The organism is Cupriavidus sp. DF5525 (assembly GCF_040149425.2).
Classification (GTDB): domain Bacteria; phylum Pseudomonadota; class Gammaproteobacteria; order Burkholderiales; family Burkholderiaceae; genus Cupriavidus; species Cupriavidus pickettii_A.
The window spans coordinates 1,448,205-1,472,649 of record NZ_CP168267.1; the positions used below are offsets into that span (position 1 = coordinate 1,448,205).

The following is a 24,445-nucleotide window of genomic DNA, read 5'->3' on the forward strand; positions in this document are numbered from 1 at the left end:
GGTTCAACCCAAGGCCCGGATGCGGGGCACCCAGGATTCCACACCGCGCTGGATCAGCTGCAGCGCGTTCTCGAATGCCGGACGTGGCCGGCGATAGGGATCAGGCACATCAAACTTTCCCAGTTCGCCCAAGCGGAATACCCGTCCTGTGGTAGCGGGGTGCAAGCGCTGAATCTCTTGCCGCTGGGCACCGTCCATGACCAGTATCAGATCGGCGCGCCTGATCATGACGTAACTGAGTTGCTGGGCGCGATGGCCGGAAATATCCACCCCCTGATCAGTCATGAGGTCCACCGCTTCTGGATCGGCAGCCTGTCCAGTAAGCGCCCCCAGCCCGGCGGAGGCAACGTTGCCCTCGGGCAACGCCCGCTTGAGCAGGCCCTCTGCCATCGGGCTGCGGCAGATATTGCCGATACAGACGACGAGTACGGTCTTGATCATTTGACTGCGTTTGCCGTGGACGTAAAGAAGTTTCCGCTCGGCAGCAGTTGGTTGATCACGCGGCTCCAACGAACTACGCCTGCGGCATCCACGTAGACAACGTCCCGCGGCTTCAATTCGAACGCTTCGGCCAGGGCAAAGGCGACAGGGGACTTGCCGTCCAGGTGGAACACCTCGGCTTGTCCGTCCGCGCTCTTGCGGATCACGTAAAGTTCCTTGGCGTTAGCCGAGTTGGGGTTCAGGCCGCCAGCTTCACCAATGGCTTCACTCAGCGTGAGCCGGCCGTTTCGCGGCATCACCGGAGTAGGCTTCACGACTTCGCCGGTCACGAAGACCTTGCTGTCCTCACGTTGCTCCACGCGCACGATGTCACCGTTGCGAAGCAGGATGCGGGCCGGGTCGATGCCTTGCTGCAACATTGCAGGCAGGCTGACGAAGTAAGTCTTGCCGTCCCGGGCGATGCGAATGCGGCTGTTGTCACCAGTCAAGACGTTCACGCCACCAGCGCGGTTGAGCGCTTCGACCAGCGTCATGGGCACATCGTCGATATTCTGCGGGCCAGGCGTCTTGACCTCGCCGTCGAGGTAGACACGCTTGCTGCGAAAGGCGAGCACGCGTACGGTGACCTGTGGCAAGGTGACGACAGGCTTTAGCTGAGTGCTCAGTTGCCCGCGGATTTGATCCGGAGTCTGGCCGAGAACCTTGAGCACACCGGCATAAGGAAACTGAATGGTGCCCGCGGGACTGACGACGTAGCCCGGTATGTTGGCAGCCCCGCTGTAGTTCGGAATCTCGTAGGCGGCCCCGATCGAGTAGGTTTGCGTGGGGAATACCAGCTCCGGGTGGTCCCACACAACGATCGAGAGAATATCACCGACGCCTACGGTATAGGGCTTCGGCTCGGCGAATAGCTCCTCCACCCCGGCGTTCGCTGGTGGTGTGGCGGCCTTTAGCGTACGCACCAGCGCCGGTGTGATCTGTGTGACTTTAGGCACCGATTCGGGATCCTCCGGATCGAGTGGGCGCTGTGGGTCGAAGCGCATTCCCGGCGCGAGTGCGCAGGAAGCCAGCAACGGAACGATCCCCAGGCACATGGCGGCCCTGCCAAACCTCAAGCTGCTTGAAAGCTTTAGCACGTCTCGATGATTCCCTTGTTTGCAAGAAGATCCGTATTCCCCGCCGTCTCCTTAGCGGGTTGAGTCGCGGTGATTCCGCTTGTTCGACATGGCACACGTAGGTGCCTTTCCGCTTGTTGGCACTGCCTGCGGACTTGAACCTGGCGGTGTTAGCTTCGTGTTACCTGGCGCGAAGGTGCGCTCTTTTTGCACTGCGTCATTTCGCAAATGACCGGCGAAGTTTATGGCGCGTGGGACTACATCTTCAAGGCTGAACCGGCATTTTTAGCAAGTTTCCTATCCCCCCATCAGAGTGGAAACGAAATAGGGAGGGCCGTCACCGAAGCGATATCGGGGCGCAGGTGTGCCGCGCTGCGCTTGGAAGAAATCCGTCACGCGTGGCCTCGCATCGCATATTGGGAAGCCCGTTTGCTGCCTGGTTCGGGCCCTGCGCCACCGCTGATCCGACGCATACCTGCCCTCCTTCTATCCGGCCGTCTCTGTACTTGTTCCCTGTTTCCCGCAGATTGCGAAAAGCACAAAAAAAGAGGGTGTAGCCGCGGGGAAGCGCCTACACCCTTACGGGAGCGGCAACGGGGTCAGTGCTTGCCGGCTCTGATTATTGGTGGGGAAGTGGACCGGGTCTTACCCCGCTTCGGTGGGCCCCACACTGTGGTGGGGAAAGTTCAGAGTCGGCACTGACGGTTGGTTTTCGTCATCTACGTTCGGCATGCGCGATGGTCGGCGCTAATAGCTACCGCGATTTCGCAAGCGCCAAACGTTGCGCTATTTTGGCAGCACCGCAGTTGGTCGTGACGAAACTGATCAAGCTGGCCGGCGATCCTTTTCGCCTACAACCACGTCTTTTGCCGCATGCAGTCCCAACGCTTGGGGGGTACCGCGGATGCTGCGACGCAGCACAATTCCGAGCGGCACCCCGTTGCCGCTTAAGGGTGTAGGCGATTCCCTGTTGCGCCTACACCCTCTTTCTTTACCGTCAGAAAAATGTCTGACGGTGTCGGTATGCGAGAGACGCAGCATGCTTGTTTAACCCAGAAGTGAGTATGTTTTAAGTCCGAAAATCTAAACGGCTCGGAACGGGGAAATCCCTCAGCGTCGAAACCAGGCATGCGCATCCGCACTGCCGGAGTGCTTCATCGTTTCAAGGCCGTCTCAGCTTTTTCAAACTTTTAGAAGGGAGCAACTGAAATGACGAGTCGCGTTAGCAAAGCCGTCTTCCCGGTGGCGGGCCTGGGAACCCGGTTCCTGCCCGCCACCAAGGCCAGCCCGAAAGAAATGCTGCCGGTGGTAGACAAGCCACTGATCCAGTACGCCGTAGAAGAGGCGATGGCCGCCGGCATCACCGAGATGATCTTCGTCACCGGCCGCTCCAAGCGCGCCATCGAGGACCATTTTGACAAGGCGTTCGAACTGGAAGTGGAACTCGAAGCCAAGAACAAACGGGCACTGCTGGACGTCGTGCGCTCGATCAAGCCCGCCAACGTCGAGTGCTATTACGTGCGCCAGTCCGAAGCGCTCGGCTTGGGCCACGCCGTGCTGTGTGCGGCCAAGCTGGTTGGCGACACGCCGTTCGCGATCATGTTGGCCGATGACCTCATCGATGGCAACCCGCCGGTGATGAAGCAGATGGTGGACACCTACAACCACTACAATTGCTCTGTGCTTGGGGTAGAAGAGATCTTGCCGGAGCAGAGCCGATCCTACGGCGTGGTCGAGGGCCGCGAGTGGGGCGAAGGCGTGATCAAGGTGTCTGACATTGTGGAAAAGCCCGCTCCGGAAGAGGCCCCCTCGAACCTCGGCGTAGTTGGGCGCTATATCCTGACGCCACGCATCTTTGACCACCTGCGCGCACTGAAGCCCGGCGCCGGCGGTGAGTTCCAACTGACCGACGCGATCGAGTCGCTGCTGGGTCAGGAACAGGTGCTGGCCTATCGCTACCAGGGCACGCGCTACGACTGCGGCAGCAAGCTGGGCTACTTGAAGGCAACCGTCGAGTATGCGCTTAAGCACCAGGAAACAGGTGCAAATTTCCGCAGCTACCTAGAGGAGCGTGGCCATCACCTGTCTGACAGCGTGATTGCCTGACAGTACCGCCTCCAATTTGGCACGGTAAAGAGCCACCGGCTCTTTGCGGCACGGCTACGCGGTAGGCGTCGATTGTCGGCGTGCTCCGCGTAGTCGCGATCCGCACACACGCTCGGCTCGTGTGCCGCAGTGGCACGGCGAGCCGCCCGCCACTTCAACAAGGTCGAGGTCGTACAGCAGGTGCGACGATCCTCGCTCCGCTCGAGCATACTGGAGACACCTGGATGTCGGCACAATGCGAAATTGCCAAAGCCCTCAAGCAATGGCTCGTTCACAACTCCTGGTACAGCGCACGCCCTGTCGATGAGGGCAGGTTCTACCGCGCGATGGCTGAGGTCATTGCCCACGCTGGTACGGTTTGGACCGACTCCGAGTTCGAGGAAGCCATCTACGATGTGATCGGCAGGGACCGAAAGGCGGTGTTCGCAGAATTCGTCTACGAGTACACCAGCATCGCGATGCGTATTCGCGACTACGAGACGGTTCGGCCTGATCAATTGTTTGCTTATGGCGTTAGTGGCTTGTTCGCTCGCTCATAAGCTAGATGCCCGTTGAGGGCCGCTCAGGGCCGCTCAAGGCCGCCTTGGCCGCTCTAGCACCCCATTCGAGGCGTCGCCGTCGCGGAGTGCGCGGGCCTGTGCCGTGGGAGGTCAGGTGCGTCTCGCTTGACGTGAGCCGACTTCGCGTCGGTTCTCATGCGCGCTGACCGCTTCCCTTCCGAACAGCAAGTCAACCAAAAAGGTAGCAGCCACATGATTGACTGGATACACCTGGGCAAGGCGTTTTTTCTCGGCATCCTTGAAGGCTTGACGGAATTCCTGCCGATCTCAAGCACAGGACACCTGATCCTGATCGGAGGTTGGATCGACTTCGCGTCCCATGAGGCGCGCGTGTTCGACGTGGTGATCCAGCTCGGCGCAATCCTGGCCGTCTGCTGGCTGTATCGTGCCAAGATCACGCATCTGTGTGCGGGAGTCGTCCGGCGGGATCCGGACGCGCTACGCTTTGCCACTGCGGTACTGGTCGCCTTTCTGCCTGCAGCAGTCATCGGCGCACTGTTCATCGGGCCCATCAAGCACCGACTCTTCGATCCCGCTGTCGTCGCGACGGCATTGATCGTGGGTGGCCTGATTATCCTCTGGGTAGAGCGGCGCAAGGCAGTCCCTCGCATTCACACCATCGAAGATTTCGGCTGGAAGCAAGCCATCGGTATCGGCTTCGCGCAGTGCGTGGCCATGATTCCCGGCACGTCCCGCTCGGGAGCCACCATCGTGGGAGGAATGCTGTCTGGCGTGTCCCGACAAGCCGCAACCGAATTCTCTTTTTTCTTGGCAATCCCCACTATGCTGGGCGCCGCCACCTACGACGCGATGCGGCACTACCACTTACTCAGGACGGAGGACCTCTGGGCGATTGCCGCTGGCTCTATTGCTGCCTTCATCTCGGCGCTGTTCGTTGTCAATGCGATGATTCGCCTTGTGGCGCGACATTCTCTGCGAGTGTTTGCCTGGTATCGCATCGCGCTGGGCTTGCTGATTGCAGTCCTGACGGCTGTCTCCTCACTATGAGCCTCGGATGCTCACTGGGCGCCCACCGTTACCGTGAAGTGTAGTAATGATGTTCCGTTTGCGTAGTAAAGTTGATATGCGCCTTGATTACGCCTATTTCACCGTCTCACGGCTATCCTTCACAGCTGCAGTTCGGGGAGCGCATGTCCCCGCGCTCCTACTCTCATGCCGCGACAATGCTGCCTTTTGGTTCACCGGCTTAGATTGCGGCCTATTTTAGCCATGACGCGCGAGAATGCTTCTTTTACTCAACGAGATCGGAGCCGCGTAGTCAGCGTGAAATGTAGTTACTCAGCAGTCCCAAATATATGCGACAGATGGGACATCGAAGAATGATCGAACCAGGCTCCGCTTTCTCTGCAGCCCGCGCAGTTGTTGCTCGACGCGAATCTCCAACTTCTCGCCTGCGCGCAGCGGGTTGCGCGCCACGCCGGTGCGCTTGATGTGACTCCACACCAGCTCGTCCGGATTGAGGTCCGGCGCGTAGCCTGGCAGGAAGTGCAACGTCAATCTGCCGCCAGTGGATTCGACGTATTCGCGCACGCTTGCCTTCTTATGGGCCGGCAAGCCGTCAACGACAAGATGCACCGGCTTGCGCCGGCCCTTCATCATCTTCTTGAGCAATTCGACGAACAGTTCCGCGGTGAGCGCTCCCTTGTACGTCGCGAACCAGAAGCCGCCCAAGGCGTTGACCGCCGAAGCTGCCGAAACTGACTGGCGCTGGCCGGGCCGCTCGATCACCGGGCTCTGCCCTTTGAGCGCCCACGTCTTGCCGTGCACCGTGTCAGCGCGGAAGCCGGATTCGTCCCAGAAGTAGATTTCGGCCCCGCTGCGCCGGGCAGTTGACGCAATGTCGGGATAGGTCTCACGCTGCCAGCGCTCGATCGCCTGAGGATCGCGCTGGTAGGCGCGCTGCAGTGGCTTTTGCGGCGTCAGGCCCAAACGCGCCAGCAATCTCCCCACCGCCGTCAGCCCCATGCGCACACCAAACTTCTGGTCAATCAAGGTGGCCACGATTTGTCGCGTCCACAGCCCGAAGTCCAGTCCGTATTGCCTGGGATCCTTGCCGTTGATCCAGCGCAACACCTGCGCTTGCTGGCGCGCTGTGAGCTTGGCCGGTCGGCCGGTTGCCCGCCGCGCGGCCAGCGCGCGTTCCCCCTTTCCGCGTCCGCAGGCAGCTTTGATCCACCGGTAGATCGAGGTGCGATTCATCCCCAGCGACTTCACCACCTCCGACGGCTTCTCGCCTTCCCTCACTCGGCGCAACGCCAGCAACCGAAATTCCTCCTGCGTCGCCCGATCCAGTTTGCGGCCATCTCGTTTCATGCCTCATGAGACTACCGTCGATCCCTTGCGTTCAACTTTTGTCGCTTTATTTAGGGACTGGTCAGTAAGATGCGACCAAGCGACGGACCTGCGATAGTTTCAACATTACTTCACGCTGCCTGATGGTACTAACCTGCACCTTTTCCAGCAGCGATCGCCCCTCCGCGAGGGTCAGGCCCAGTTGTGCAAGACTACAGTCACGGCGCTCAACCACGGCCAGAACGCCGTCAACGTCATGGCCAGTTCCGCTGTCGGCCAATCTGGCTTCGATGATCAACCGCATGGTTTGGTTTGCTCCCACCGTCGCGATACCGATCAGCGCAGTCCACACGGAGCCGGTGCCGCGCCCAATTTTTCGAGCGGCCACCCCTTGGGAGCCTACCTAACCTTTGCAGCTATCAAAGGCAACGCCACCATTTCGCCCGTTTCGCTCGGTAACCCTACCGGCGGCGCATCCTCGACTGTTACCCGGGTGGGCAAGACGATGGCCTGGTGAAGGAACGGTCGGTATTCAAACGCTATCTGAACTGTATAGGGGCCTTTCACGCGACTTGTGGATACAGGCCATGCACGCGGCCAAACAAGCGTGCCAGGCCGAACAGAATGTCGGTGCACGGGGTCGCGATGCCCAGCCGTTCGCCGATCTCGCGTACTACTCCGACGATGGCGTCGAGCTCGATGGCACGACCGGCATCGGCATCCTGCAGCATCGAGGTGCGGAAGGCGCCCAGCCTGGAGGTGACTTCGTGGCGGTCCTCCGGGCTTTGCGTGATCGGGCAGCCGATGCGTGCGCCGATCTTCTGCGCCTCTGCCATCGCGGCGGAGCAGAATCCCCGGACCAGCGGGTCCGCGAGGATGCGATCGCCGGTCGCCCCGGTAATGGCGCTGACCGGATTCATGGTCATGTTGCCCCACAGCTTGTACCAGATGTCGAAGCGGATATCGGTCGAGTGCGTGGCGTCGAAGCCCGCCTCCGACACCAGGTCCACGATGCGCTGCACGCGTTCGCTCGTCCCACCCACCGGCTCGCCGACGATCAGACCCTGGCCTAGCTTGTGCTGGACCAGCCCCGGCTCGGACACCGAGCTGCTGGCATGGACCACGCATCCGATCACCTGTTCGAAGGGAATGGCGGCGTTGACTTCCCCGGTCGGATCGACGCTGCGCAGCGTCTCGGGAAATCCCGCCACCCCGCGGCAGAACCACCACGGCACGCCGTTCATCGCCGGCATCACCAGCGTTGCGGGCCCGATCAGCGGACCGATGCCGCGCACGACGTGCGCCAATGCCGGCCCCTTGACCGCGATGACGACAAGGTCCTGGACGCCCAGGTCGCCGGCGTGTTCGCTTGCCGCGGCGAGCTCTGATTGCAGCAGGCCCTGCGCGGTGTTCAGGCGCCAGCCGTGCGCGCGCAGCGCCTCAAGCGTCGCGCCCCGCGCCAGCGCGCTCACCTGCGCGTGTCCGGCCGCGGCCAGCTTCGCGCCGATGAAGCCGCCGATAGCTCCCGCGCCAACGATGCATACCTGTGTCATATTCTCATCTCCGCGGACGGTGCTCCCCACGCGAAGGCAGTGTGGGCCAATGACCGCGCACAAACAAGGGGATGGTGTGTTGCGGCGCCGTCAATCCAACGTCACGCCGGCCTTGCGGACCAGTTCCGCATAACGCGCCTGCTCTCGCGCGAACAGCGCTGCGGCCGCCTCGGGTGTCGTGGGGCGAAGGATGTTCTCCTGCTCGGCCATGGCCTTCTTCACCTCCGGTGAAGTCCAGGCTGCCACGATGCCATCGTGCAGTCGCTTCACTTGCGCCGTGGCAAGCCCGGCCGGTCCGATCGCGGCAAGCCAGCCGCCCACGGTCACGTTGAGACCCTGCTCCTGCAGCGTCGGTATGTTCGGCAGCGAAGGCACCCGCGTGGCGCCAGTCGCTGCCACGGCACGCAAGGCGCCGGCTTTCAGCTGCGGCTGCACGGCGGGCACGGCCAGCACACCGAAATCGACCTGCCCGCCGATCAGGTCGGTAATCATCGGCCCCACCCCCTTGTAGGGAATGTGGCGGGCCTTCAGCCCTGCGGCGTCCAGGAACATCTCGGCGGCAAGATGGAGAATCGTGCCGTTGCCGGAGGAGGCGAAGTTGTAATGGTCGGGTTTCGCCTTGAGCAAGGCCACCAGTTCCCTGGCGTTCCCGGCTGGCAGCCGGTTGGGATTGACTACGAGCACGAACGGCGTCTCGGCCAGTATCGCGATTGGCGTGATGTCTTTCAGGCTGTCATACGGCATCTTCTTGTAGACGGCCGGATTGACGACGTGGTTGTTTGAGACAAAGGCGATGGTATTGCCGTCCGGCGCCGCCTTGACAAGCTGGTGCGTGCCGATGATGCCGCCGGAGCCCGGCAGGTCCTCGATCACGACGGGGCGTCCCAGCGCCTTGCTCATCGCGTACTGTGCGGACCGGACCATCACGTCCTGCCCGGAACCGGCACTTGCGGGAACGATGACGCGCAAGGGGGGGGTGCCTTGCGCTGACACATAACCTGGCAGCGCGAGCAGCGCCGCGGAGGCGGCCAGGCCGCCGATGAAATGACGTCGATGGATCGATGGCATGCTTGTCTCCTGAATGTTTTCTGGTTGCTGTGGCCGCGCTATTGGTCGAACGCGACGCGCAACTGTTCGAAGCTCGTAATGCGACCGGCGACGGCACTTGCCGCCACCGTGGCCGGGCTCGCCAGCCACACCTTGCCGGGGCCGGAGCGGCCGGGGAAATTGCGGTTGATGGAGCTGATGGTGACCTGTTCGGCGCGCTCGGAAACGCCTGGCCCGGCATTGACGCAGGCACCGCAGCCGGGTTCGATCAGCTCCACCCCAGCGCGGGCGAACACATCGAGCATGCCCTGCTGCACGCAGAAGTCGCGCACGTCCTGGCTGCCGAACTGGAGGATAAGTCGCACCCCTGGTGCCACCTTCATACCGCGTTCGACGGCCCAGGCCAGCACTTCATGGCAGTGGCGCAGGTCTTCCCGCTTGCCGCCCGTGCACGAACCGCCATAGGCGATATCGATGCGCACCGGTTCGTCCAGTTCGGCAATGCTCAAGCCGCTACCAGGGTCGCCGGGCCGGGCCAGCATCGGCTGCAGCGCAGCGCAGTCGATCTCGATCGTGTGCGCGACTTCCGCTTCCTCGTCGCTGCGCATCCAGGACTCGATCTGGAAATCGATGCCACGGCGTTCGCGCAGGAACCGGCGAGTCTCCTCGTCAGGCGCGACCAGGCCCGTGATGCCCCCCATTTCCGCCACCATGTTGGTCAACGTGGCGCGCTCATCGGTTGGCAATCCGACCAAGGCCTCGCCGGTGTACTCGAAGACTTGCCCGATTGCGTGGCCATCGCGGACGTAAGGCGTGCGTAGCAGGTGGAGGGCGATGTCCTTGGCTTCGACGCCGATGGGCAAGCGGGCGGTCAGCCGCACGCGACAGGTCCCGGGAACCCGCATGGGTACCTCGCCTGTCATCCACGCGGCGGCCATCTCGGTCGAGCCGGCACCGAAGGCAAACGCGCCGAGCGCGCCGCAATGCGGCGTGTGTGAGTCGGTGCCAATGGTAACTTGCCCGGGCAGGACGTAACGCTCGGCCATGATCGAGTGGCTGATGCCCTCGGAACCGTCGCGGTCTTGCAAGAATCCATGCAGCTTAAGGCCGTGCTGCTCGCAGAAGCGCTGCTGGACTTTCGCCATGGCTTGCGCCAGATCGAGCAAACCCAGCTTGCGGCGCTCGGGCGGCATACTGCGATGGACGAAGGTCAGATGGTCCGAGAAGAAGACGATCGAAGCTGGGTCGTGGAGCACCACCCGGCCGGCCATTTCACGCTCCAGGGCGACGATGGCGAGCGGTGAGCTGTATTCGTGCGCATAGCGCCAGTCGACCCTTGCGAACACGGGATCGCCGGGGCGTACCGGCTGGCCACCGCTGGCGCGGGCAATGATCTTCTCCGCGTAGGTCATTGGCCTCGGTCCGCTGAAGTGAGCCGCAGGCACCCACCCCTGCTTGCGCGCCCGCATCAGATTGAACAAGCCGCCCCGGCGGATAAGTTCGGCAGTCAGTTCATCCTCTCCACGGGTGAACTCCTCGATCGGAATGGACTCGCCGCGGCGTATGCGGTCGATCAGGCCGAAATCGGTTGAGGTGAGGATACCGAGGTTGCGGCAATTCTGGCGGTAGATCCGCTCGAAGCTCTCTGCGATGACCAGGCGGATTCCAGCGCACCACTCGGCATAGGGGCTGGCTTCGCGCGAGGACCCTTTGCCATAGCGCCGCCCTGCAACGGTGACGGCGAAGCCGCCTGCCCTGACGCTGCCAGCGGCAACCGGAAGGGCTTCGCCGCACTTCAGGCCAAGATAGGGAAACTCGCCCAGTTGTTCGTCGTAGTGGTAACAGATCCAGGCCGGGGTGATCTCGTCGGTGGAGACGTCCGTGCGGAGCGGCAGCGCCTCTTCGAGCGAAACCTCCTGGCCGGCGAGCTGCCGTTTCACGACTTGCGCATCCTGCGACAGGAAGAGAATGCGGCCGTTGAAGCGCAGGCGGTGGGGAACAGTGGACAACTGCACTCTCCTTTCATAAGTTAAAGTACTGTGACTCGCCTGGTATTCTTGTTGCTGCGCCCCTCTTCTACAAGTTAGCGCTCCTGATGCTTTATAAGTTCACCTAATGTCATCCCTTCCGCTCACAGCCTTGCGCGCGTTCGAGAAAGTCGCCGAACACCTCAGCTTCACCCGCGCCGCTGAGGCCCTGCATGTCTCGCAGAGCGCCGTCAGCCAGCAGGTGTCCCAGCTCGAAGAGCGCGTAGGCAAACGCCTGGTGGAACGCAGCGGCCGTACCTTGCGGCTCACGCCACATGGGGAGTTGCTGGCTGCCGCTAGCCAGCGCAGTTTCACTGCGCTGGAACGGGTGCTGCAGCAGATTTCGCGCGGCGGCAGTCAGGCATTGCAGTTCAAGGTGCCACCCACGTTCGCGATGAAGTGGCTGATGCCTCGGCTGCCAGGGTTTCAGGTACTCCACCCGCAGCTTGAATTGCGTATCAACACCAGCGTGCAGCCCGTGGACTTCGAGTCCGAGGATGTCGACATCGGGATGCAGCGTTCGGCGCAGCCGGATCCCGGGCTGCATGCCATCTCCGTCATGGATGAAACCGGAATCCTGGTTTGCTCGCCAAGGCTATGGGGCAAGCGCAAACCGCGGCTGGCCGAACTGGAGTCGATGACCCTGCTTCACAGCGCCAACCGTCCTGAGGACTGGCCGCTCTGGCTCAAGCTCATGGAGGTGCCGGACTTGCAGCCAGCAAACCAGATCGAATTCAGTTTCTCGCTGTTGATGTACCAAGCCGCACTCGAGGGTCTGGGTGTCTGCATTGCGCAGCCGGAATTCGTGGGAGAAGATCTCGCGTCGGGCCGACTCATCGCACCGTTCCCAGAGATCGTTTCGACGGGAAGAAAGCACTTCCTCGTCTGTCCGGAGCGGCGACGTCACGATCCCGCTGTCGCGCGCTTTTTCTCCTGGATACAGTCGGGTGCAGAGGCCCAGCCGGCGGGACGTGTGCGCTGACCGCATCCGAGCGTTATGAGCACCATTACAATTGACGCGATGATCGCTGCCGGCGCACCTGGACTGGTCGAAATTGGGCATCATCACGAAATCTATTTGAGTGACCCGCGCAAGATTGCTGCCGAGAAGCTTAAGACGATTTTGCGTAAGCCCGTGCGCGACGAAGAGACACCTCGCGAGCTTAGCGATGTTTATCGCATGGGCCGCTGCCTGTTCGAGCAACGGCCCATACGCCTTAAGAACGACCCATCGTCAAACCCGTAAGGAGTCGGCTGGACCCGCTGCGCGAATCGTCGCTGACTCATCCACTAGCGTTGGAACGGATCGAGGTTAAGGAACGGCTTAAGGCCGGTGCTCGCGCCCCCCGCTCCCACCGCGCTAATGCATTCCGTGTTGTCCACGCCGTTCCCGGTGCTTCCGTCCTGCAGCAAGGCTCCGGAAGAGCTGACCTTATGCCCCTGGGGGAAGCAGAGCGAGGGGTGATCGAACGGCGCTTTGCGATAGCGCACACGGTCATCACTCAGGGCAAGCATGAAAACCACCAGGTCTTGCTTGTCCGACTCCGTCAGGCCGAGCGGCGCAATGCCCCGATCCAGATTCGCCCTGTTGACGTCCGCAAAATCCCCGCCACGGTTATAGAAGTCCACCACCTGCATCAGGGTAGATTTTCCGCCGTTATGGAAATACGGGCCGGTAAACTCCAGATTGCGCAGACTTGGTGTCTTGAAGGCACCGTCAACCGCCACACGCTGGGTCTCGCCGACTGCCGTCTCCTTGGTGGTATCGAAGCCGTTGCCCAGCAACTGGGTCTTGCCCTGCTGCGCCATCCGCGTTTCGGAGAACGGATTGCCGAACGGATCGATGCCGCCGACGCCGAGATCCTCTGCGGTCGGTTGCACGCCGATGTTGTAGAAGCCGTTGTCATAGACAGCTTCCAGCCCATCTCCCATTGGCATCCGCCTGAGCCGCTGCGCGGTCACGCTGGAGAATGAGGCGGCAGTGAGTTCAGCACCCGAGTGACAGCGGCTGCAACGCCCGGCCCCGGTGAAGATCCTGGCGCCGCGTAACTGCTGCTCATTCAAGGCTCCGGTCTGGCCGTCGAGGTAACGGTCGACCGGCGTATCGTTGGCAATCAGGGTGGACTCGTAAAGCTGAACGGCGAGGCCGAAGAAGAGCGCGAAGTTGGCCTCCATCTGGCTTACCTCGAACTTCTCGTTGCTGCGCTTGAACGGGCGGGCGGGCAGCAAATCCATCGAGCCGACTTTCACCTCATCCGCAGCCGACATGCGCATCAGTGTCGGTGAGGCCCAATACTCGGGGCGGAATGCCTTCTTGACCAGCTCAGAGTAAGTCGGTAGCTGATCGTTGTTGCGCAGTAACTCCAAGGGGCCAAGTACGCTGTCGTCCGCAGCGATGGTCTGGCCGGCCAACGGCCGCTGGCCAAGCAGCTTCTTGCCGAGCTTCATGAATGACCGGCCCGCGCAACTCATCTCGACCGCGCTCAGGGGCGGCCCGTCACTCTGCGACGCCAGGGAGGCGCCTGGAATGGCCACCTGGATTTGCCTGAGCACGCCACCCTCGTGCTTCCACACAAGGGCATTGGGATTCCTCATGCCAAACGGATCGCCGCCGTTGTACATGTTGTTGGCGCGCCCATCCCAGAAGTTGCGGAAATTGAATACCGCATTGATCACGGACGGCGTATTGCGTCCGGTCACTTGCCGCGTGTTGACGCCGTTGAGGTTGAAGCCTGTACCGCCGTGGAAGATGTCGTCGGAAACCGTGGCGCAGACATCGCCTGTCTTGCCCGTGCCGAATTCAACGAAGTTGCGGGTGAATACCCCCTGCGAGCCAGAAACCTCATTGACGTTCGAGAGTTGCGGCTGCGCCTGGTTCACGTCCACGTGCTTGGTGAACGCAAAGTCTTCCGGCTTCAGGGTGTAGTTAGGCCGGCCCAGCTGGAAGGTCTTATCGCCGCCCAGCAGGCCTGGAGAGAGCTGGTTCGTGATGCGGTTGTCGACACCGGCATGGAAGTGGCAACTTGCACAGGCGGTCTTGTTGTCGCTGCCCACTTTCATGTCCCAGAACAGCGCCTTGCCGAGCTGGATGGCGGCCGCCTTGTCCTTGACAAACTGATCGAGAACTTCGGCAGGCGGACCGGGAACCACAGCGGTCTTGAGCGACTTCAGCCCCGCCAGGGGATCTACCACTTGCGCCTGCAGTAAGCGCCACATCAGAACTGGTGTCCCCAACAAGATGGCGACCATGAGCATCGCCTTAAGCGGTGCCTGACCGCGTTGCCTTTGGCGGCGCAATTTTCCAGCGCCCGGGGACGAGGAGCCGGCGCCGTCGATGCGTGACGGCAGGCAATCACCGGACTCGGGCGCATGAGCCCGGGATCGCGACTGCGCCGGGTCGGGGTTGGTATCACAAGCGTGGCTATTGCTGTTGTTGTTGGGCATATCTTTCACCTGGACCGTAGGCGCTACAGCACATGAGTTTGAGCGGCGTTGTCGTGGTTCCCGTCGCCAAGGCATCGCCTCGCGCCAGGACTGCGCTCGGCCTCCTCACGCGTTGGCTGCTGCCTTGCAGGAGGACCCGCAGGAACCACGTCCAATCATATGTAGCTGCGACAGGGTGCAACGTGAGCCGTCTATGTGCGTTACCGCATAGACATTGCCGGTCACGCCACGGCACCAGAGCGTCGAGCAGGTCAGCTGCCTGGCCAAACGGGTCCTGCCGTGGAGCATCGCCTTAGCAACAATGAGACGGGGAGCCGCCCTGCGAGACACGATCGTTCTCGAGTTCGACGACGGCGATGGAATCGCGGTCAAGCGGATCGAGGTAATGCGGTTTCACCGCCTCGCTGGGAGTCACGCCTCGGGGAGGTCGGATTGTCCTTGGCTGAAGGTAAGGTCACTGATCAATTGCACCCAGCGGGAATTTATCGTCGAGCAACTCGATCGCTTTCGCCCGTCGCAGAGAGCATGCAAGGCATGCAGCGTGCACCGTCGCCTGCACGACGGTCATTGCTTCGAGCTGAAGGCCACACTCGGGAGGGTCTTTTACCGCCATAGACCAAATCGCGGTAGGAATACCAGTTGCCCGGTACCCCGCGCACATAGATCCCGGCGTGCTCCATTCGGGCACCGTATGTGCTTACCCACATACGGTGCCAGGAACTCGCGCGCAGTCATCCGGACTGGCGCCCGTTTGCCGGGCCGCTGTCACCCGCCAGCGTGCGCCACGCGATGGTGATCCTGAACGCGCTCTTCGCCTGGCTGACCGAGGCCGGCTACCTGGCCGGCAACCCGCTCGCGCTCGCGCGGCGCCGGCGTGCCCCGCCCCGGCCGCGCATCACGCGCTATCTGAGCCACCAGCTGTGGGCGACCGTCAAGGAAACCGTCGAGGCGATGCCGGTCGGCACCGTGCGCGAGCGCCTGCATGCGGCACGCTGCCGCTGGGTGCTGACGGCACTCTATCTGGGTGGGTTGCGCGCGTCGGAAGTCGCGAGCACGCCCATGGGAGCGTTCTTCTGCCGGCGCGACGCCCAGGGCATCGAGCGCTGGTGGCTGGAGGTAACCGGCAAGGGGCAACAAGACCCGGCAGGTACCGGCCACCGATGAACTGATCGCCGAACTGGCGCGCCCACGGACTGCCATCTAGCCCGCAGCATGGGAAACGCGCCCGCTGGTGCTGCCCGTTATCGGCCGTGAGACGGGTATCTTGGCCCTGGCAGAGACCGTCCCGGGCCATTTAACGGCTTCCGTCAACATCTGGCATGCGATGCAGTCGGTCCCGAAGGTGTCCCGGCGCGGGCCGGTTAAACCGCTACGCGCCGGCGCGTGAACTGCCGGGCTCAGCCCGAATCGAGGCCAGTTTCACGTATAACGTACTCCTCGAAATACCCAGTGTCCGGGCGGCCATAGACATGTTTCCATGGGCATTCGCGATCGCGTCGAGTATCGCTTGCCTCTCCATTTCCTCAAGACGACCAAATGAAACAGGTACTGACGTCGAGGTTGATACGGAAAGGGAGTCCTTTGGCGTCTGTGCGATGCTCGGGGGGAGCAGAGAAGTATCGATGATGTTGCCTTCGCTGAGCGCGAACATCACCTCGAAGACATTCTGCAGTTCACGTATGTTACCCGGCCAGCGATGGCTCAGAAGCGCCTGGCGCACGGCGGGTTCAAGCTGCTTGGGCGCACAGCTATACTTGCGTGCCAGTTTGCTGTTGAGATGCTCGATGATTGCCGCGATATCGCCCGGCCGGTCGCGCAGCGGCGGTAGCGGCAGGCTGACCACGCAGAGGCGGTGGTACAGGTCTTCGCGGAAGCGCCCGGCGGCGATCTCCTTCTGCAGATCACGGTTCGTGGCTGCGACGACGCGCACCGAAACGCGCCGCTCGCGGGTATCGCCCAGGCGGACCACAACGCCATCCTGCAGCACGCGCAACAGGTGGGGCTGCATGTCTAGCGGCAGCTCCCCAAGCTCGTCCAGGAAGAGCGTGCCGCCGTCGGCCTGCTCAAACTTCCCCGGAAGGCCACCACGACGGGCACCTGTAAAGGCTCCCTCGGTATAGCCAAAGAGTTCGCTGGCCAGGAGCTCACGGGTAAAAGCGCCGCAATTGACGGCAATGAATGGACCCTCGGGGCGCTTACCCGCCCGATGCAGCGCCCGGGCAAAGAGTTCTTTCCCTGCTCCGGTCTCGCCGAGGAGCAGTACGGGCAGATCCAGAGGGGCGATACGACGGGCGCGTGCCTTGGTCGCCTCCAGCACCTCACTTCCCCCGATGATCTCGCCAAACGCATCGTTTCCGGCCATTGTCGCCGTGACAGTGGCCGTAGCCGTGGACAGCGATACAGCGCTTCGGTTCTGGCGCGTCCCGAGCGGGATCACCAGCATCGTACCCAGCATCCCGTCATGGTCCTTCACCGGGTGCAGCCATTCGGGGCGCAGCCATTCCGGGCGTTGGCAGGACCGATCGATCTGGGGCAGTGCAAGGTTGAGTCCCGGCACCTGGCCGCCGACTTCCAACGGCAGCCGCACGTCATAGCTCTCCCGCGCCACTTGTGCATTTCCGTTAGCACGGACAATGCGTCCACGGCTGTCGACAAGCACAACATAATCGCTCGCGTAACGGATGAAATGGTCGATGGCTCGGGTCAGCAATCGCTCGTGGAGTGCAACTTCGCGACGTGCCAGTTCGCTTTCGATCTGCCTGGCTGCAGCCACCACCAGCCCCAAGGTGTGCCCATGGAAGGTTTCCTTGACGCCAGAAACATCCACGACTCCCAGCAGGGTGCGACTAAACGGGTCAAGAATGGGAGCCGCGGCGCAGGTCCAGCGCTTGACGTCCAGGCAGAAATGCTCGTCGGCATGGATCTGAACCGGAGCGGCGGTGGCGATCGCGGTGCCAATGGCATTGGTGCCGATGACATCCTCATTCCAGCAGCCACCGGTGGCCAGGTTGATCCCCTCGCCGATGCTCCGGGCCCTGGTCTCGCCATTGAGGTGGAGAACGGTGCCGCCCGGGTCACAGAGCATGATGAGGGTGCCGCATTCCCGCAGGATATCGCGCAGGCCCTCGAGTGCCGGACGCGCGGCCTCGCAGAGCTCCCGGTTCTGCCGCTGCAACTGACGGACACGTTCGGTGGCAGCTCCCGGTGCGGAGTGCCTGGCAGGGTCAACGGCCTCGGAACGACACCGCTGCCACGACGCCAGGACGACGCTGCGCACACCTGCCACTTCCAGGGGCTGGTCCTGCACAAATCGCTCCCAGGCGGAGGCCACGACGGGTTCGTCGCCGAGGCGGGGGATCAGGGTGCCGCAACGAGAAAACGGCATGGGACGATCGCTCTCAATTGACTGGAGTAACCGTATCCGCGTGCCATCGCCAAGTCAATAAATCTCTTTTCAAATCAATAATTTGTGCTTTGCAGCATACCAACGGAAGGTGTCCGGTTTCCGGCCATCGCAGCCAAAAGTGTCCGGAAACCGGACAGCGACAGCAGCGCTCTCAGACAAGCGCGGTAGCGGCGACCGCAGCCGCCACGAACGGCCGCCCGTATGCACGGCGGCCGCTGAGGCGTAAGCCAGCATGTCCTGGTCTTTCCCGATGCGACACAGGCACGGGCTCACGATAACGATTGCGTTGAATTCGCGAACGTCCCGCCCTTGAATCCGACTCGGGAAACCGCTCGCAGCACGGACACACTTCGCAAGGCCGTGACCGTGAGCCGCCCGACAGCTTTGCACCCGCCAGCCAGCACAGCGCTTGCCCAAGACTTCCATACGTCGACCTGATCACTGCGGCTCTCGCCATATAGGCACCACATACAGAAGTGCTCACAGTTGTTGGAAATCAGGCGATAGCGGTCCTCGCCGATGCGGGAGTAGGCGCGTTGGACAGCTTCCACACCGGCGAACCTGGCACCGGGGCTTTGCCGGACCCAGACCGGATGCCCATGCGCGAATTCTGCGAGCGTGACTTCGAGCACCGGGGCGCGACGCAGTGACAGCGACAGCCCAGCGTAATGCACGACCTTGCCGGCCCCCGCATAGACGCCATGATGCGTGTACCAGAGTCGATCGGTGACGAGATGGGTTCCGATCGCCAGGTTCGTGTCGGCAGCCGCTTCGAAAGCTTCGACAATCAGGCGCCTTGACCTCATTGAATTCTTCATGGGCTTCACCACGTTCCGCTGCCATTCGTGTGAAGCCAGCGCATAGCGCGTGCCAGCGCTACAGCGATCTGCGCGGCGGAGCCCAGGAACGTCAGGGTCCATCGGCGTCCATCGCGGCAGCGACAGGGCAGACCTCCATGCCGCCCACGCCTGGCGCGATCCGCGTTGGGCAATCGTCAATGCTCCAACAGCTAAATGCCGGGGCTTGCCGAAGGCAATCGCATCGATCGCTGGCCAGAGAGCGTCCGATTCCCGGACACCGCTGCGCAGGGCGTCGTGAATCCGGACACCGACGCCAGGCATGCCGCGACCAGCGACGTGGTCAGGCAATGCCGGCAACTCGTTGATTTCAATCGCTTGCCGGGGTTGCTCCCTGGTGCCAGCCAGGCCTGGCACAAGCTTTGCCATGGATGAGTCGTGGGAGATCCCACCATGACTACACCAACGACAGGAGGCAGTATGCAACCGCAGTCCACCGTACAGGTGATGGGCATCGATGCTGGTGGCACGATGACCGACACATTCTTCGTTCGCTCGGATGGCCGCTTCGTGGTCGGCAAGGCGCAGAGCAATCCCGGCGACGAATCCCTTGCCATCTACAACTCCTCCGAAGATGCCCTCGCCCACTGGGACCGGACAGTGGACGACGTCTATCCGGAACTGGTGACTTGTGTCTATTCCGGTACGGCCATGCTCAACCGCATCCTCATGCGCAAGGGCCTCGCCGTCGGCCTCATCTGCAACCGCGGCTTCGAGCAGATCCATTCAATGGGCCGTGCGTTGCAGAGCTATCTAGGCTATGCCCTGGAGGACCGCATCCACCTGAACACCCACCGCTACGACGAGCCGCTGGTGCCCGTCTCGCGCACGCGCGGTGTCACCGAACGTACCGACGTGCAGGGGAAGGTGGTCATCCCCCTGCGTGAAGACGAGGTCCGCCAGGCTACCCGGGAACTGGTGGAGGCCGGCTCGCAAGCCATCGTCATTTGCCTGCTGCAATCCCACAAGAACGAATCGAGCGAGCAGCGCGCCCGTGACATTGTGCGAGAGGAGCTGAAAAAGCTGAAGGCGGATATCCCAGTCTTCGCCTCGGTGGACTACTACCCGTCGCGCAAGGAGAGCCACAGGATGAATACCACCATCCTCGAGGCTTACGGCGCAGAGCCTTCGCGCCAGACCTTGAAGAAGGTGAGCGACCGGTTCAAGAAGCACGGCGCCAGGTTCGACCTGCGGGTGATGGCCACGCACGGTGGCACTATCAGCTGGAAGGCCAAGGAACTCGCACGCACGATCGTCTCCGGCCCCATCGGCGGTGTCATCGGCTCCAAGCTGCTGGGCGAGTATCTGGGCGACGAGAACATAGCCTGCTCCGACATTGGCGGCACAAGCTTCGACGTGGCCCTGATCACCAAGGGCAATTTCGCCATCAAGTCCGACCCCGACATGGCCCGCTTGGTGCTCTCCCTGCCCCTGGTGGCAATGGACTCGGTCGGCGCCGGCGCTGGCAGCTTCGTGCGCCTCGACCCCTACAGCAAGTCGATCAAGCTTGGCCCCGACAGCGCCGGCTACCGCGTCGGCACCTGCTGGCCGGAAAGCGGCCTCGACACGGTGTCCGTTTCCGATTGCCACGTCGTGCTCGGCTACCTGAACCCGGAGAACTTCCTGGGCGGTGCCATCAAGCTCGACGTTCAGCGCGCCCGCGACCACATCAAGGCGCAGATCGCCGACCCGCTCGGCCTGTCGGTCGAGGATGCCGCCGCCGGCGTCATCGAACTGCTCGATCTCACCCTCTCCGAGTACCTGCGCGCCAACATCAGTGCCAAGGGCTACAACCCGGCGGAATTCACCTGCTTCTCCTACGGCGGCGCCGGCCCGGTGCACACCTACGGCTACACAGGGGGCGTCGGCTTCAAGGACGTCGTCGTGCCAGCCTGGGCGGCAGGCTTCTCGGCTTTCGGCTGCGCCTGCGCCGACTTCGAGTACCGCTACGACAAGTCAGTGGACCTTGGTGTTGCCCAGCACGCCCCCGACGCCGACAAGGAAGCCGCCTGCAAGAGCCTGCAGGAAGCCTGGTCTGAACTGGCAGTCAAGGTCATCGACGAATTCGTCCTCAACGGCTATAAGCCCGAGGACGTGCTGCTGATCCCCGGCTACAAGATGCAATACATGGGCCAGCTAAATGACCTCGAGATCGTCTCGCCGGTGACCAGCGCCGCCACCGCCGTCGACTGGAACCAGATCGTCGAGGCCTTCGAGAACACCTACGGCCGCGTCTACGCGAGCTCCGCCCGCTCGCCGGAACTGGGCTTCTCGATCACCGGCGCCATCCTGCGCGGCACCGTCGTGACCCAAAAGCCCGTGCTGCCGGAAGACCCGGATGCCGGCCCCACGCCGCCCAGCGAAGCATATCTTGGCACCCGTCCCTTCTACCGCCACAAGAAGTGGGTGGATGCCGCGCTCTGGAAGATGGAAGCCCTCAAGGCCGGCAACCATATCGTGGGTCCCGCCATCATCGAATCCGATGCCACGACCTTCGTCGTGCCCGACGGCTTCGAAACCACGATCGACAAGCACCGCCTGTTCCATCTCAAGGAAGTGAAGTAAGGAGACCCGCCATGAACATGATGAGCAATAAAGAAATCGGCTTCGCCGACCTGCTGCAGAACGGCCAGACGCTCAAGCAGCACCGCGACGGCATCATCGAGCGCACCAAGGCCACCGGCCACTACAACGGCCTCGAGAAGCTGGAATTCCGGGACAGCGACCCGATCGGCTACGAGAAGCTATTCTCCAAGCTGCGCGGCGGCCTGGTGCACGCCCGCGAGACCGCCAAGAAGATCGCCGCCAGCCCCATCGTCGAGCAGGAAGGCGAACTCTGCTTCACGCTCTACAACGCCGCAGGCGACTGCGTCCTGACCTCGACCGGGATCATCATCCACGTCGGCACCATGGGCGCGGCGATCAAGTACATGATCGAGAACAACTGGGAAGCCAACCCCGGCATCAACCCCGGCGACATGTTCACGACCAATGACTGTGCCATCGGCAATGTCCACCCCTGCGACATCGCCACCATCGTGCCGATCTTTTGGGAACGCCAGCTGATCGGCTGGGTCGGCGGCGTCACCCACGTGATCGACACCGGCTCGGTGACTCCGGGCTCAATGTCAACCGGCCAGACCCAGCGCTTCGGCGACGGCTACATGATCACCTGCCGCAAGACCGGCGTGAATGACGAGCCGCTGCGCGACTGGCTGCACGAGTCCCAGCGCTCAGTGCGCACGCCCAAGTACTGGATCCTCGACGAAAAGACCCGCATCGCCGGCTGCCACATGATTCGCGACCTGGTCGAGGAAGTGATTCGTGCCGACGGCATCGAGGCCTACGAGAAATTTACCTACGAGGTCATCGAAGAAGGCCGCCGCGGACTGCAGAGCCGTATCAAGGCCATGACCCTGCCTGGCAAATACCGCAAGGTCTCCTTTGTCGACGTGCCATACAAGCACGAGGACGTGCAGGTTTCCAACGCCTTCGCCAAGCTCGACTCCATCATGCACTCGCCGGTAGAGATGACCATCAAGCCGGACGGAAAGTGGCGCCTCGACTTCGAGGGCGCGAGCCGCTGGGGCTGGCACACATTCAACGCCCACCAGGTGGCATTCACTTCCGGAATCTGGGTGATGATGTGCCAGACCCTGGTGCCCACTCAGCGCATCAACGACGGTGCCTACTTCGCCACCGAATTCCGCCTGCCCAAGGGCACCTGGTGCAATCCGGATGACCGCCGCACCGGCCACGCCTACGCCTGGCACTTCCTGGTGTCCGGCTGGGCGGCCCTGTGGCGCGGTCTCTCACAGTCCTACTTCAGCCGCGGATATCTGGAAGAGGTCAACGCCGGTAACGCCAACACCTCCAACTGGCTGCAAGGCGGCGGCATCAATCAGGATGGCGAGATCCACGCGGTCAACAGCTTCGAGGCCAGCTCCTGCGGTACGGGTGCCTGCGCCGTCAAGGATGGCCTCAACCACGCCGCAGCCATCTGGAACCCGGAAGGGGACATGGGTGACATCGAGATCTGGGAGATGGCCGAGCCACTGCTCTACCTCGGCCGGAACGTCAAGGCCAACTCCGGCGGCTATGGCAAGTACCGTGGCGGTTGCGGGTTCGAGACGCTGCGCATGGTGTGGAACGCCCAGGACTGGACCATGTTCTTCATGGGCAACGGGTTCATGAACAGCGATTGGGGCATGATGGGCGGCTATCCCTCAGCCACTGGCTACCGCTTTGAGGCGCACAAGACGGGGCTGGACAAGCGCATAGCCATCGGCGATTCCTTGCCCCTGGGCGGCGACATCGATCCGGGCAACCCGGACTATGAGCGCCACATCGATGCCACCGCCGTGGTCAAGCGTGACAAGCAGTGCATCACCACGGAGGACTGCTACGCCAACCACGACCTGTACCTCAATTACCTGCGCGGGGGCCCAGGCTTTGGTGACCCGATCGACCGCGATCCGAAGGCCGTCGAGGCGGACCTCAATCAGAAATTCCTGCTGCCGGAATATGCGCGCAAGGTCTATGGCGCCGTCTTCACCCAGGACACCAAGGGCGTGTTTACGGTGGATGCGGGCAAAACCCAGGCCCGCCGTGCCGAGATCCGCAAGGAACGCCTGGCCCGGTCACTGCCAACCCGCGAATGGATGAAGGAAGAGCGCGAACGCATCCTCAATAAGCACGCGTCCGTCCAGGTGCAACACATGTTTGCCACCAGCTTCGCCCTGTCGGAGAAGTTCACGCGCGAGTTCAAGGCATTCTGGAACCTCCCCGCGGACTGGCAGTTGCTGGAGGAAGAACTGGGCGTGCCGTCCTACGGCGCCAAGCACCGGATGGACCTCTCCCTGCTGCCCGACGTCACCACCGTCGTGCAGGTCGAAGAGTAATCACCGAATCAAGGAGCTGAACAATGTCTGCCTACACCAATGAACAGGTTGCCCACCTCGTCGGAGGCTCCCTGGACTGGGAAACCACCTTCCGCATGCTCTCGATGCCCAAGGATGACAGCCGGTTCGAGCAGTACCTGGCTGCCCTGCAGGCCAAGGTGAGCTTCCCGGACCGTATCGTGCTTCCACTCGGCCCGCACATGCATATTGTGCAATCGGCCGGCACCAGGAAGTGGGTGGTCAAGTGCGATTGCGGCCACGAGTTCTGCGACTACCGGGAGAACTGGAAACTGCATGCGTCGATCTACGTGCGTGACACTGAGGAAGCGATGACCGAGGTCTATCCCAGGCTCATGGCCCCTGACACCCAGTGGCAGGTATATCGCGAGTACTACTGCCCGGCGTGCGGCACCATGCACGACGTCGAGGCGCCCACGCCGTGGTATCCGGTGATCCACGACTTCGAGCCAGACATCGAGGCCTTCTATAAGGAATGGGTGCAGCTACCGGTCCCGGAGCGCGCTCCGGACTGATCGGAGGGTGAAGAGCGGGGCAGACACCGTCTGTTCCCCGAGCCCAAGCGACAGGAACTATCGGCAAGAGCCAGGCAAGCGCCACGTCAGCGCTTGCCTGGGCGGGAGCGATGATGCTTTACGGCTTCATGGCCGCGTCCTC

Annotated in this window: 18 protein-coding genes and 2 pseudogenes; 10 read left to right on the top strand and 10 right to left on the bottom strand. The window is 62.4% G+C overall.

From position 1 onward, the window contains the following. Positions 1 to 3: 3 nt before the first annotated feature. Positions 4 to 441: a low molecular weight protein-tyrosine-phosphatase gene (locus tag ABNX08_RS41245; protein ID WP_349605756.1), complete on the bottom strand. Its 438-nt coding sequence runs from the start codon at positions 439 to 441 to the stop codon at positions 4 to 6. After that, positions 438 to 1,577, bottom strand: coding sequence for a polysaccharide biosynthesis/export family protein (locus tag ABNX08_RS41250; protein ID WP_349605754.1), 1,140 nt, complete (start codon positions 1,575 to 1,577; stop codon positions 438 to 440). The genes ABNX08_RS41245 and ABNX08_RS41250 overlap by 4 nt, the downstream gene beginning before the upstream one ends. 1,188 nt (positions 1,578 to 2,765) lie before the next feature. On the opposite strand from ABNX08_RS41250, the gene galU reads away from it, so the two are divergent. The 3 genes from galU (at position 2,766) to ABNX08_RS41265 (ending at position 5,230) form a co-directional block, all read left to right on the top strand. Continuing rightward, positions 2,766 to 3,662 (top strand): UTP--glucose-1-phosphate uridylyltransferase GalU, encoded by an 897-nt coding sequence (galU, locus tag ABNX08_RS41255; protein WP_349605753.1) that lies wholly within the window; start codon positions 2,766 to 2,768, stop codon positions 3,660 to 3,662. A 224-nt stretch (positions 3,663 to 3,886) separates the two neighbouring features. After that, positions 3,887 to 4,201, top strand: coding sequence for a hypothetical protein (locus ABNX08_RS41260; protein ID WP_349605752.1), 315 nt, complete (start codon positions 3,887 to 3,889; stop codon positions 4,199 to 4,201). A 213-nt stretch (positions 4,202 to 4,414) separates the two neighbouring features. Beyond that, positions 4,415 to 5,230, top strand: coding sequence for an undecaprenyl-diphosphate phosphatase (locus ABNX08_RS41265; protein ID WP_349605802.1), 816 nt, complete (start codon positions 4,415 to 4,417; stop codon positions 5,228 to 5,230). A 291-nt stretch (positions 5,231 to 5,521) separates the two neighbouring features. On the opposite strand, the gene ABNX08_RS41270 is transcribed toward ABNX08_RS41265, so the two are convergent. The 5 genes from ABNX08_RS41270 to ABNX08_RS41290 form a co-directional block, all read right to left on the bottom strand. Beyond that, positions 5,522 to 6,556: an IS630 family transposase gene (locus tag ABNX08_RS41270; protein ID WP_029307886.1), complete on the bottom strand. Its 1,035-nt coding sequence runs from the start codon at positions 6,554 to 6,556 to the stop codon at positions 5,522 to 5,524. A 61-nt stretch (positions 6,557 to 6,617) separates the two neighbouring features. After that, positions 6,618 to 6,839 carry a hypothetical protein gene (locus ABNX08_RS41275; RefSeq protein WP_349605750.1) on the bottom strand — a complete coding sequence of 74 codons (222 nt, stop codon included), beginning with the start codon at positions 6,837 to 6,839 and terminating at the stop codon, positions 6,618 to 6,620. Positions 6,840 to 7,098: 259 nt separating this feature from the next. Beyond that, on the bottom strand, positions 7,099 to 8,088 hold the full coding sequence (locus tag ABNX08_RS41280; protein WP_349605748.1) for a 2-dehydropantoate 2-reductase: 990 nt from the start codon (positions 8,086 to 8,088) through the stop codon (positions 7,099 to 7,101). A gap of 90 nt (positions 8,089 to 8,178) precedes the next feature. After that, the gene (locus tag ABNX08_RS41285) at positions 8,179 to 9,156 is read right to left on the bottom strand and encodes a tripartite tricarboxylate transporter substrate binding protein (RefSeq protein WP_349605746.1); all 978 of its coding nucleotides are present in this window, start codon (positions 9,154 to 9,156) and stop codon (positions 8,179 to 8,181) included. 38 nt (positions 9,157 to 9,194) lie between these two features. Further along, complete coding sequence (locus ABNX08_RS41290) at positions 9,195 to 11,144, bottom strand: aconitase family protein (RefSeq protein ID WP_349605745.1); 1,950 nt, start codon at positions 11,142 to 11,144, stop codon at positions 9,195 to 9,197. 106 nt (positions 11,145 to 11,250) lie between these two features. On the opposite strand from ABNX08_RS41290, the gene ABNX08_RS41295 reads away from it, so the two are divergent. After that, positions 11,251 to 12,144 (top strand): LysR substrate-binding domain-containing protein, encoded by an 894-nt coding sequence (locus ABNX08_RS41295; protein WP_374063761.1) that lies wholly within the window; start codon positions 11,251 to 11,253, stop codon positions 12,142 to 12,144. Between the two features lie 15 nt (positions 12,145 to 12,159). Further along, complete coding sequence (locus tag ABNX08_RS41300) at positions 12,160 to 12,408, top strand: hypothetical protein (RefSeq protein WP_022540454.1); 249 nt, start codon at positions 12,160 to 12,162, stop codon at positions 12,406 to 12,408. A 44-nt stretch (positions 12,409 to 12,452) separates the two neighbouring features. On the opposite strand, the gene ABNX08_RS41305 is transcribed toward ABNX08_RS41300, so the two are convergent. Beyond that, positions 12,453 to 14,606 (bottom strand): cytochrome-c peroxidase, encoded by a 2,154-nt coding sequence (locus tag ABNX08_RS41305; protein WP_374063762.1) that lies wholly within the window; start codon positions 14,604 to 14,606, stop codon positions 12,453 to 12,455. A 319-nt stretch (positions 14,607 to 14,925) separates the two neighbouring features. Between ABNX08_RS41305 and ABNX08_RS41310 the strand changes: the two are divergent. Both ABNX08_RS41310 and ABNX08_RS41315 read left to right on the top strand, forming a co-directional pair. Continuing rightward, positions 14,926 to 15,213 (top strand): annotated as a pseudogene (locus tag ABNX08_RS41310) (ISKra4 family transposase); the annotation flags it as partial. 107 nt (positions 15,214 to 15,320) lie between these two features. Beyond that, a pseudogene (locus ABNX08_RS41315) lies at positions 15,321 to 15,861 on the top strand (integrase); the annotation flags it as partial. Positions 15,862 to 15,975: 114 nt separating this feature from the next. Here the strand turns inward: ABNX08_RS41315 and ABNX08_RS41320 are convergent. After that, positions 15,976 to 17,991, bottom strand: a complete 2,016-nt coding sequence (locus tag ABNX08_RS41320) for a sigma-54-dependent Fis family transcriptional regulator (protein WP_022540457.1) — start codon at positions 17,989 to 17,991, stop codon at positions 15,976 to 15,978. Between the two features lie 290 nt (positions 17,992 to 18,281). Beyond that, positions 18,282 to 19,238 (bottom strand): lecithin retinol acyltransferase family protein, encoded by a 957-nt coding sequence (locus ABNX08_RS41325; protein ID WP_349605738.1) that lies wholly within the window; start codon positions 19,236 to 19,238, stop codon positions 18,282 to 18,284. A 51-nt stretch (positions 19,239 to 19,289) separates the two neighbouring features. Here ABNX08_RS41325 and ABNX08_RS41330 point away from each other — a divergent pair, with 51 nt between their 5' ends. The 3 genes from ABNX08_RS41330 to ABNX08_RS41340 are packed head-to-tail and all read left to right on the top strand — an operon-like array spanning position 19,290 to position 24,303. Then, entirely contained in the window at positions 19,290 to 21,434 is a 2,145-nt protein-coding gene (locus tag ABNX08_RS41330) for a hydantoinase/oxoprolinase family protein (protein WP_349605737.1), read from the top strand. 11 nt (positions 21,435 to 21,445) lie between these two features. Next, on the top strand, positions 21,446 to 23,770 hold the full coding sequence (locus ABNX08_RS41335; protein WP_349605736.1) for a hydantoinase B/oxoprolinase family protein: 2,325 nt from the start codon (positions 21,446 to 21,448) through the stop codon (positions 23,768 to 23,770). Positions 23,771 to 23,793: 23 nt separating this feature from the next. Beyond that, positions 23,794 to 24,303 carry an acetone carboxylase subunit gamma gene (locus tag ABNX08_RS41340; RefSeq protein ID WP_349605735.1) on the top strand — a complete coding sequence of 170 codons (510 nt, stop codon included), beginning with the start codon at positions 23,794 to 23,796 and terminating at the stop codon, positions 24,301 to 24,303. Positions 24,304 to 24,445 lie beyond the last annotated feature (142 nt).

Excerpts from the sequence above, each read along its gene's own strand:
- ABNX08_RS41285 (WP_349605746.1), bottom strand. The coding sequence starts at position 9,156 with ATGCCATCGATCCATCGACGTCATTTCATCGGCGGCCTGGCCGCCTCC.
- ABNX08_RS41335 (WP_349605736.1), top strand. The coding sequence starts at position 21,446 with ATGAACATGATGAGCAATAAAGAAATCGGCTTCGCCGACCTGCTGCAG.
- ABNX08_RS41305 (WP_374063762.1), bottom strand. The coding sequence starts at position 14,606 with ATGCCCAACAACAACAGCAATAGCCACGCTTGTGATACCAACCCCGAC.
- ABNX08_RS41325 (WP_349605738.1), bottom strand. The coding sequence starts at position 19,238 with ATGGCAAAGCTTGTGCCAGGCCTGGCTGGCACCAGGGAGCAACCCCGG.
- galU (WP_349605753.1), top strand. The coding sequence starts at position 2,766 with ATGACGAGTCGCGTTAGCAAAGCCGTCTTCCCGGTGGCGGGCCTGGGA.
- ABNX08_RS41265 (WP_349605802.1), top strand. The coding sequence starts at position 4,415 with ATGATTGACTGGATACACCTGGGCAAGGCGTTTTTTCTCGGCATCCTT.
- ABNX08_RS41260 (WP_349605752.1), top strand. The coding sequence starts at position 3,887 with ATGTCGGCACAATGCGAAATTGCCAAAGCCCTCAAGCAATGGCTCGTT.
- ABNX08_RS41300 (WP_022540454.1), top strand. The coding sequence starts at position 12,160 with ATGAGCACCATTACAATTGACGCGATGATCGCTGCCGGCGCACCTGGA.
- ABNX08_RS41340 (WP_349605735.1), top strand. The coding sequence starts at position 23,794 with ATGTCTGCCTACACCAATGAACAGGTTGCCCACCTCGTCGGAGGCTCC.
- ABNX08_RS41280 (WP_349605748.1), bottom strand. The coding sequence starts at position 8,088 with ATGACACAGGTATGCATCGTTGGCGCGGGAGCTATCGGCGGCTTCATC.
- ABNX08_RS41245 (WP_349605756.1), bottom strand. The coding sequence starts at position 441 with ATGATCAAGACCGTACTCGTCGTCTGTATCGGCAATATCTGCCGCAGC.
- ABNX08_RS41330 (WP_349605737.1), top strand. The coding sequence starts at position 19,290 with ATGCAACCGCAGTCCACCGTACAGGTGATGGGCATCGATGCTGGTGGC.
- ABNX08_RS41320 (WP_022540457.1), bottom strand. The coding sequence starts at position 17,991 with ATGCCGTTTTCTCGTTGCGGCACCCTGATCCCCCGCCTCGGCGACGAA.
- ABNX08_RS41295 (WP_374063761.1), top strand. The coding sequence starts at position 11,251 with ATGTCATCCCTTCCGCTCACAGCCTTGCGCGCGTTCGAGAAAGTCGCC.
- ABNX08_RS41270 (WP_029307886.1), bottom strand. The coding sequence starts at position 6,556 with ATGAAACGAGATGGCCGCAAACTGGATCGGGCGACGCAGGAGGAATTT.
- ABNX08_RS41275 (WP_349605750.1), bottom strand. The coding sequence starts at position 6,839 with ATGCGGTTGATCATCGAAGCCAGATTGGCCGACAGCGGAACTGGCCAT.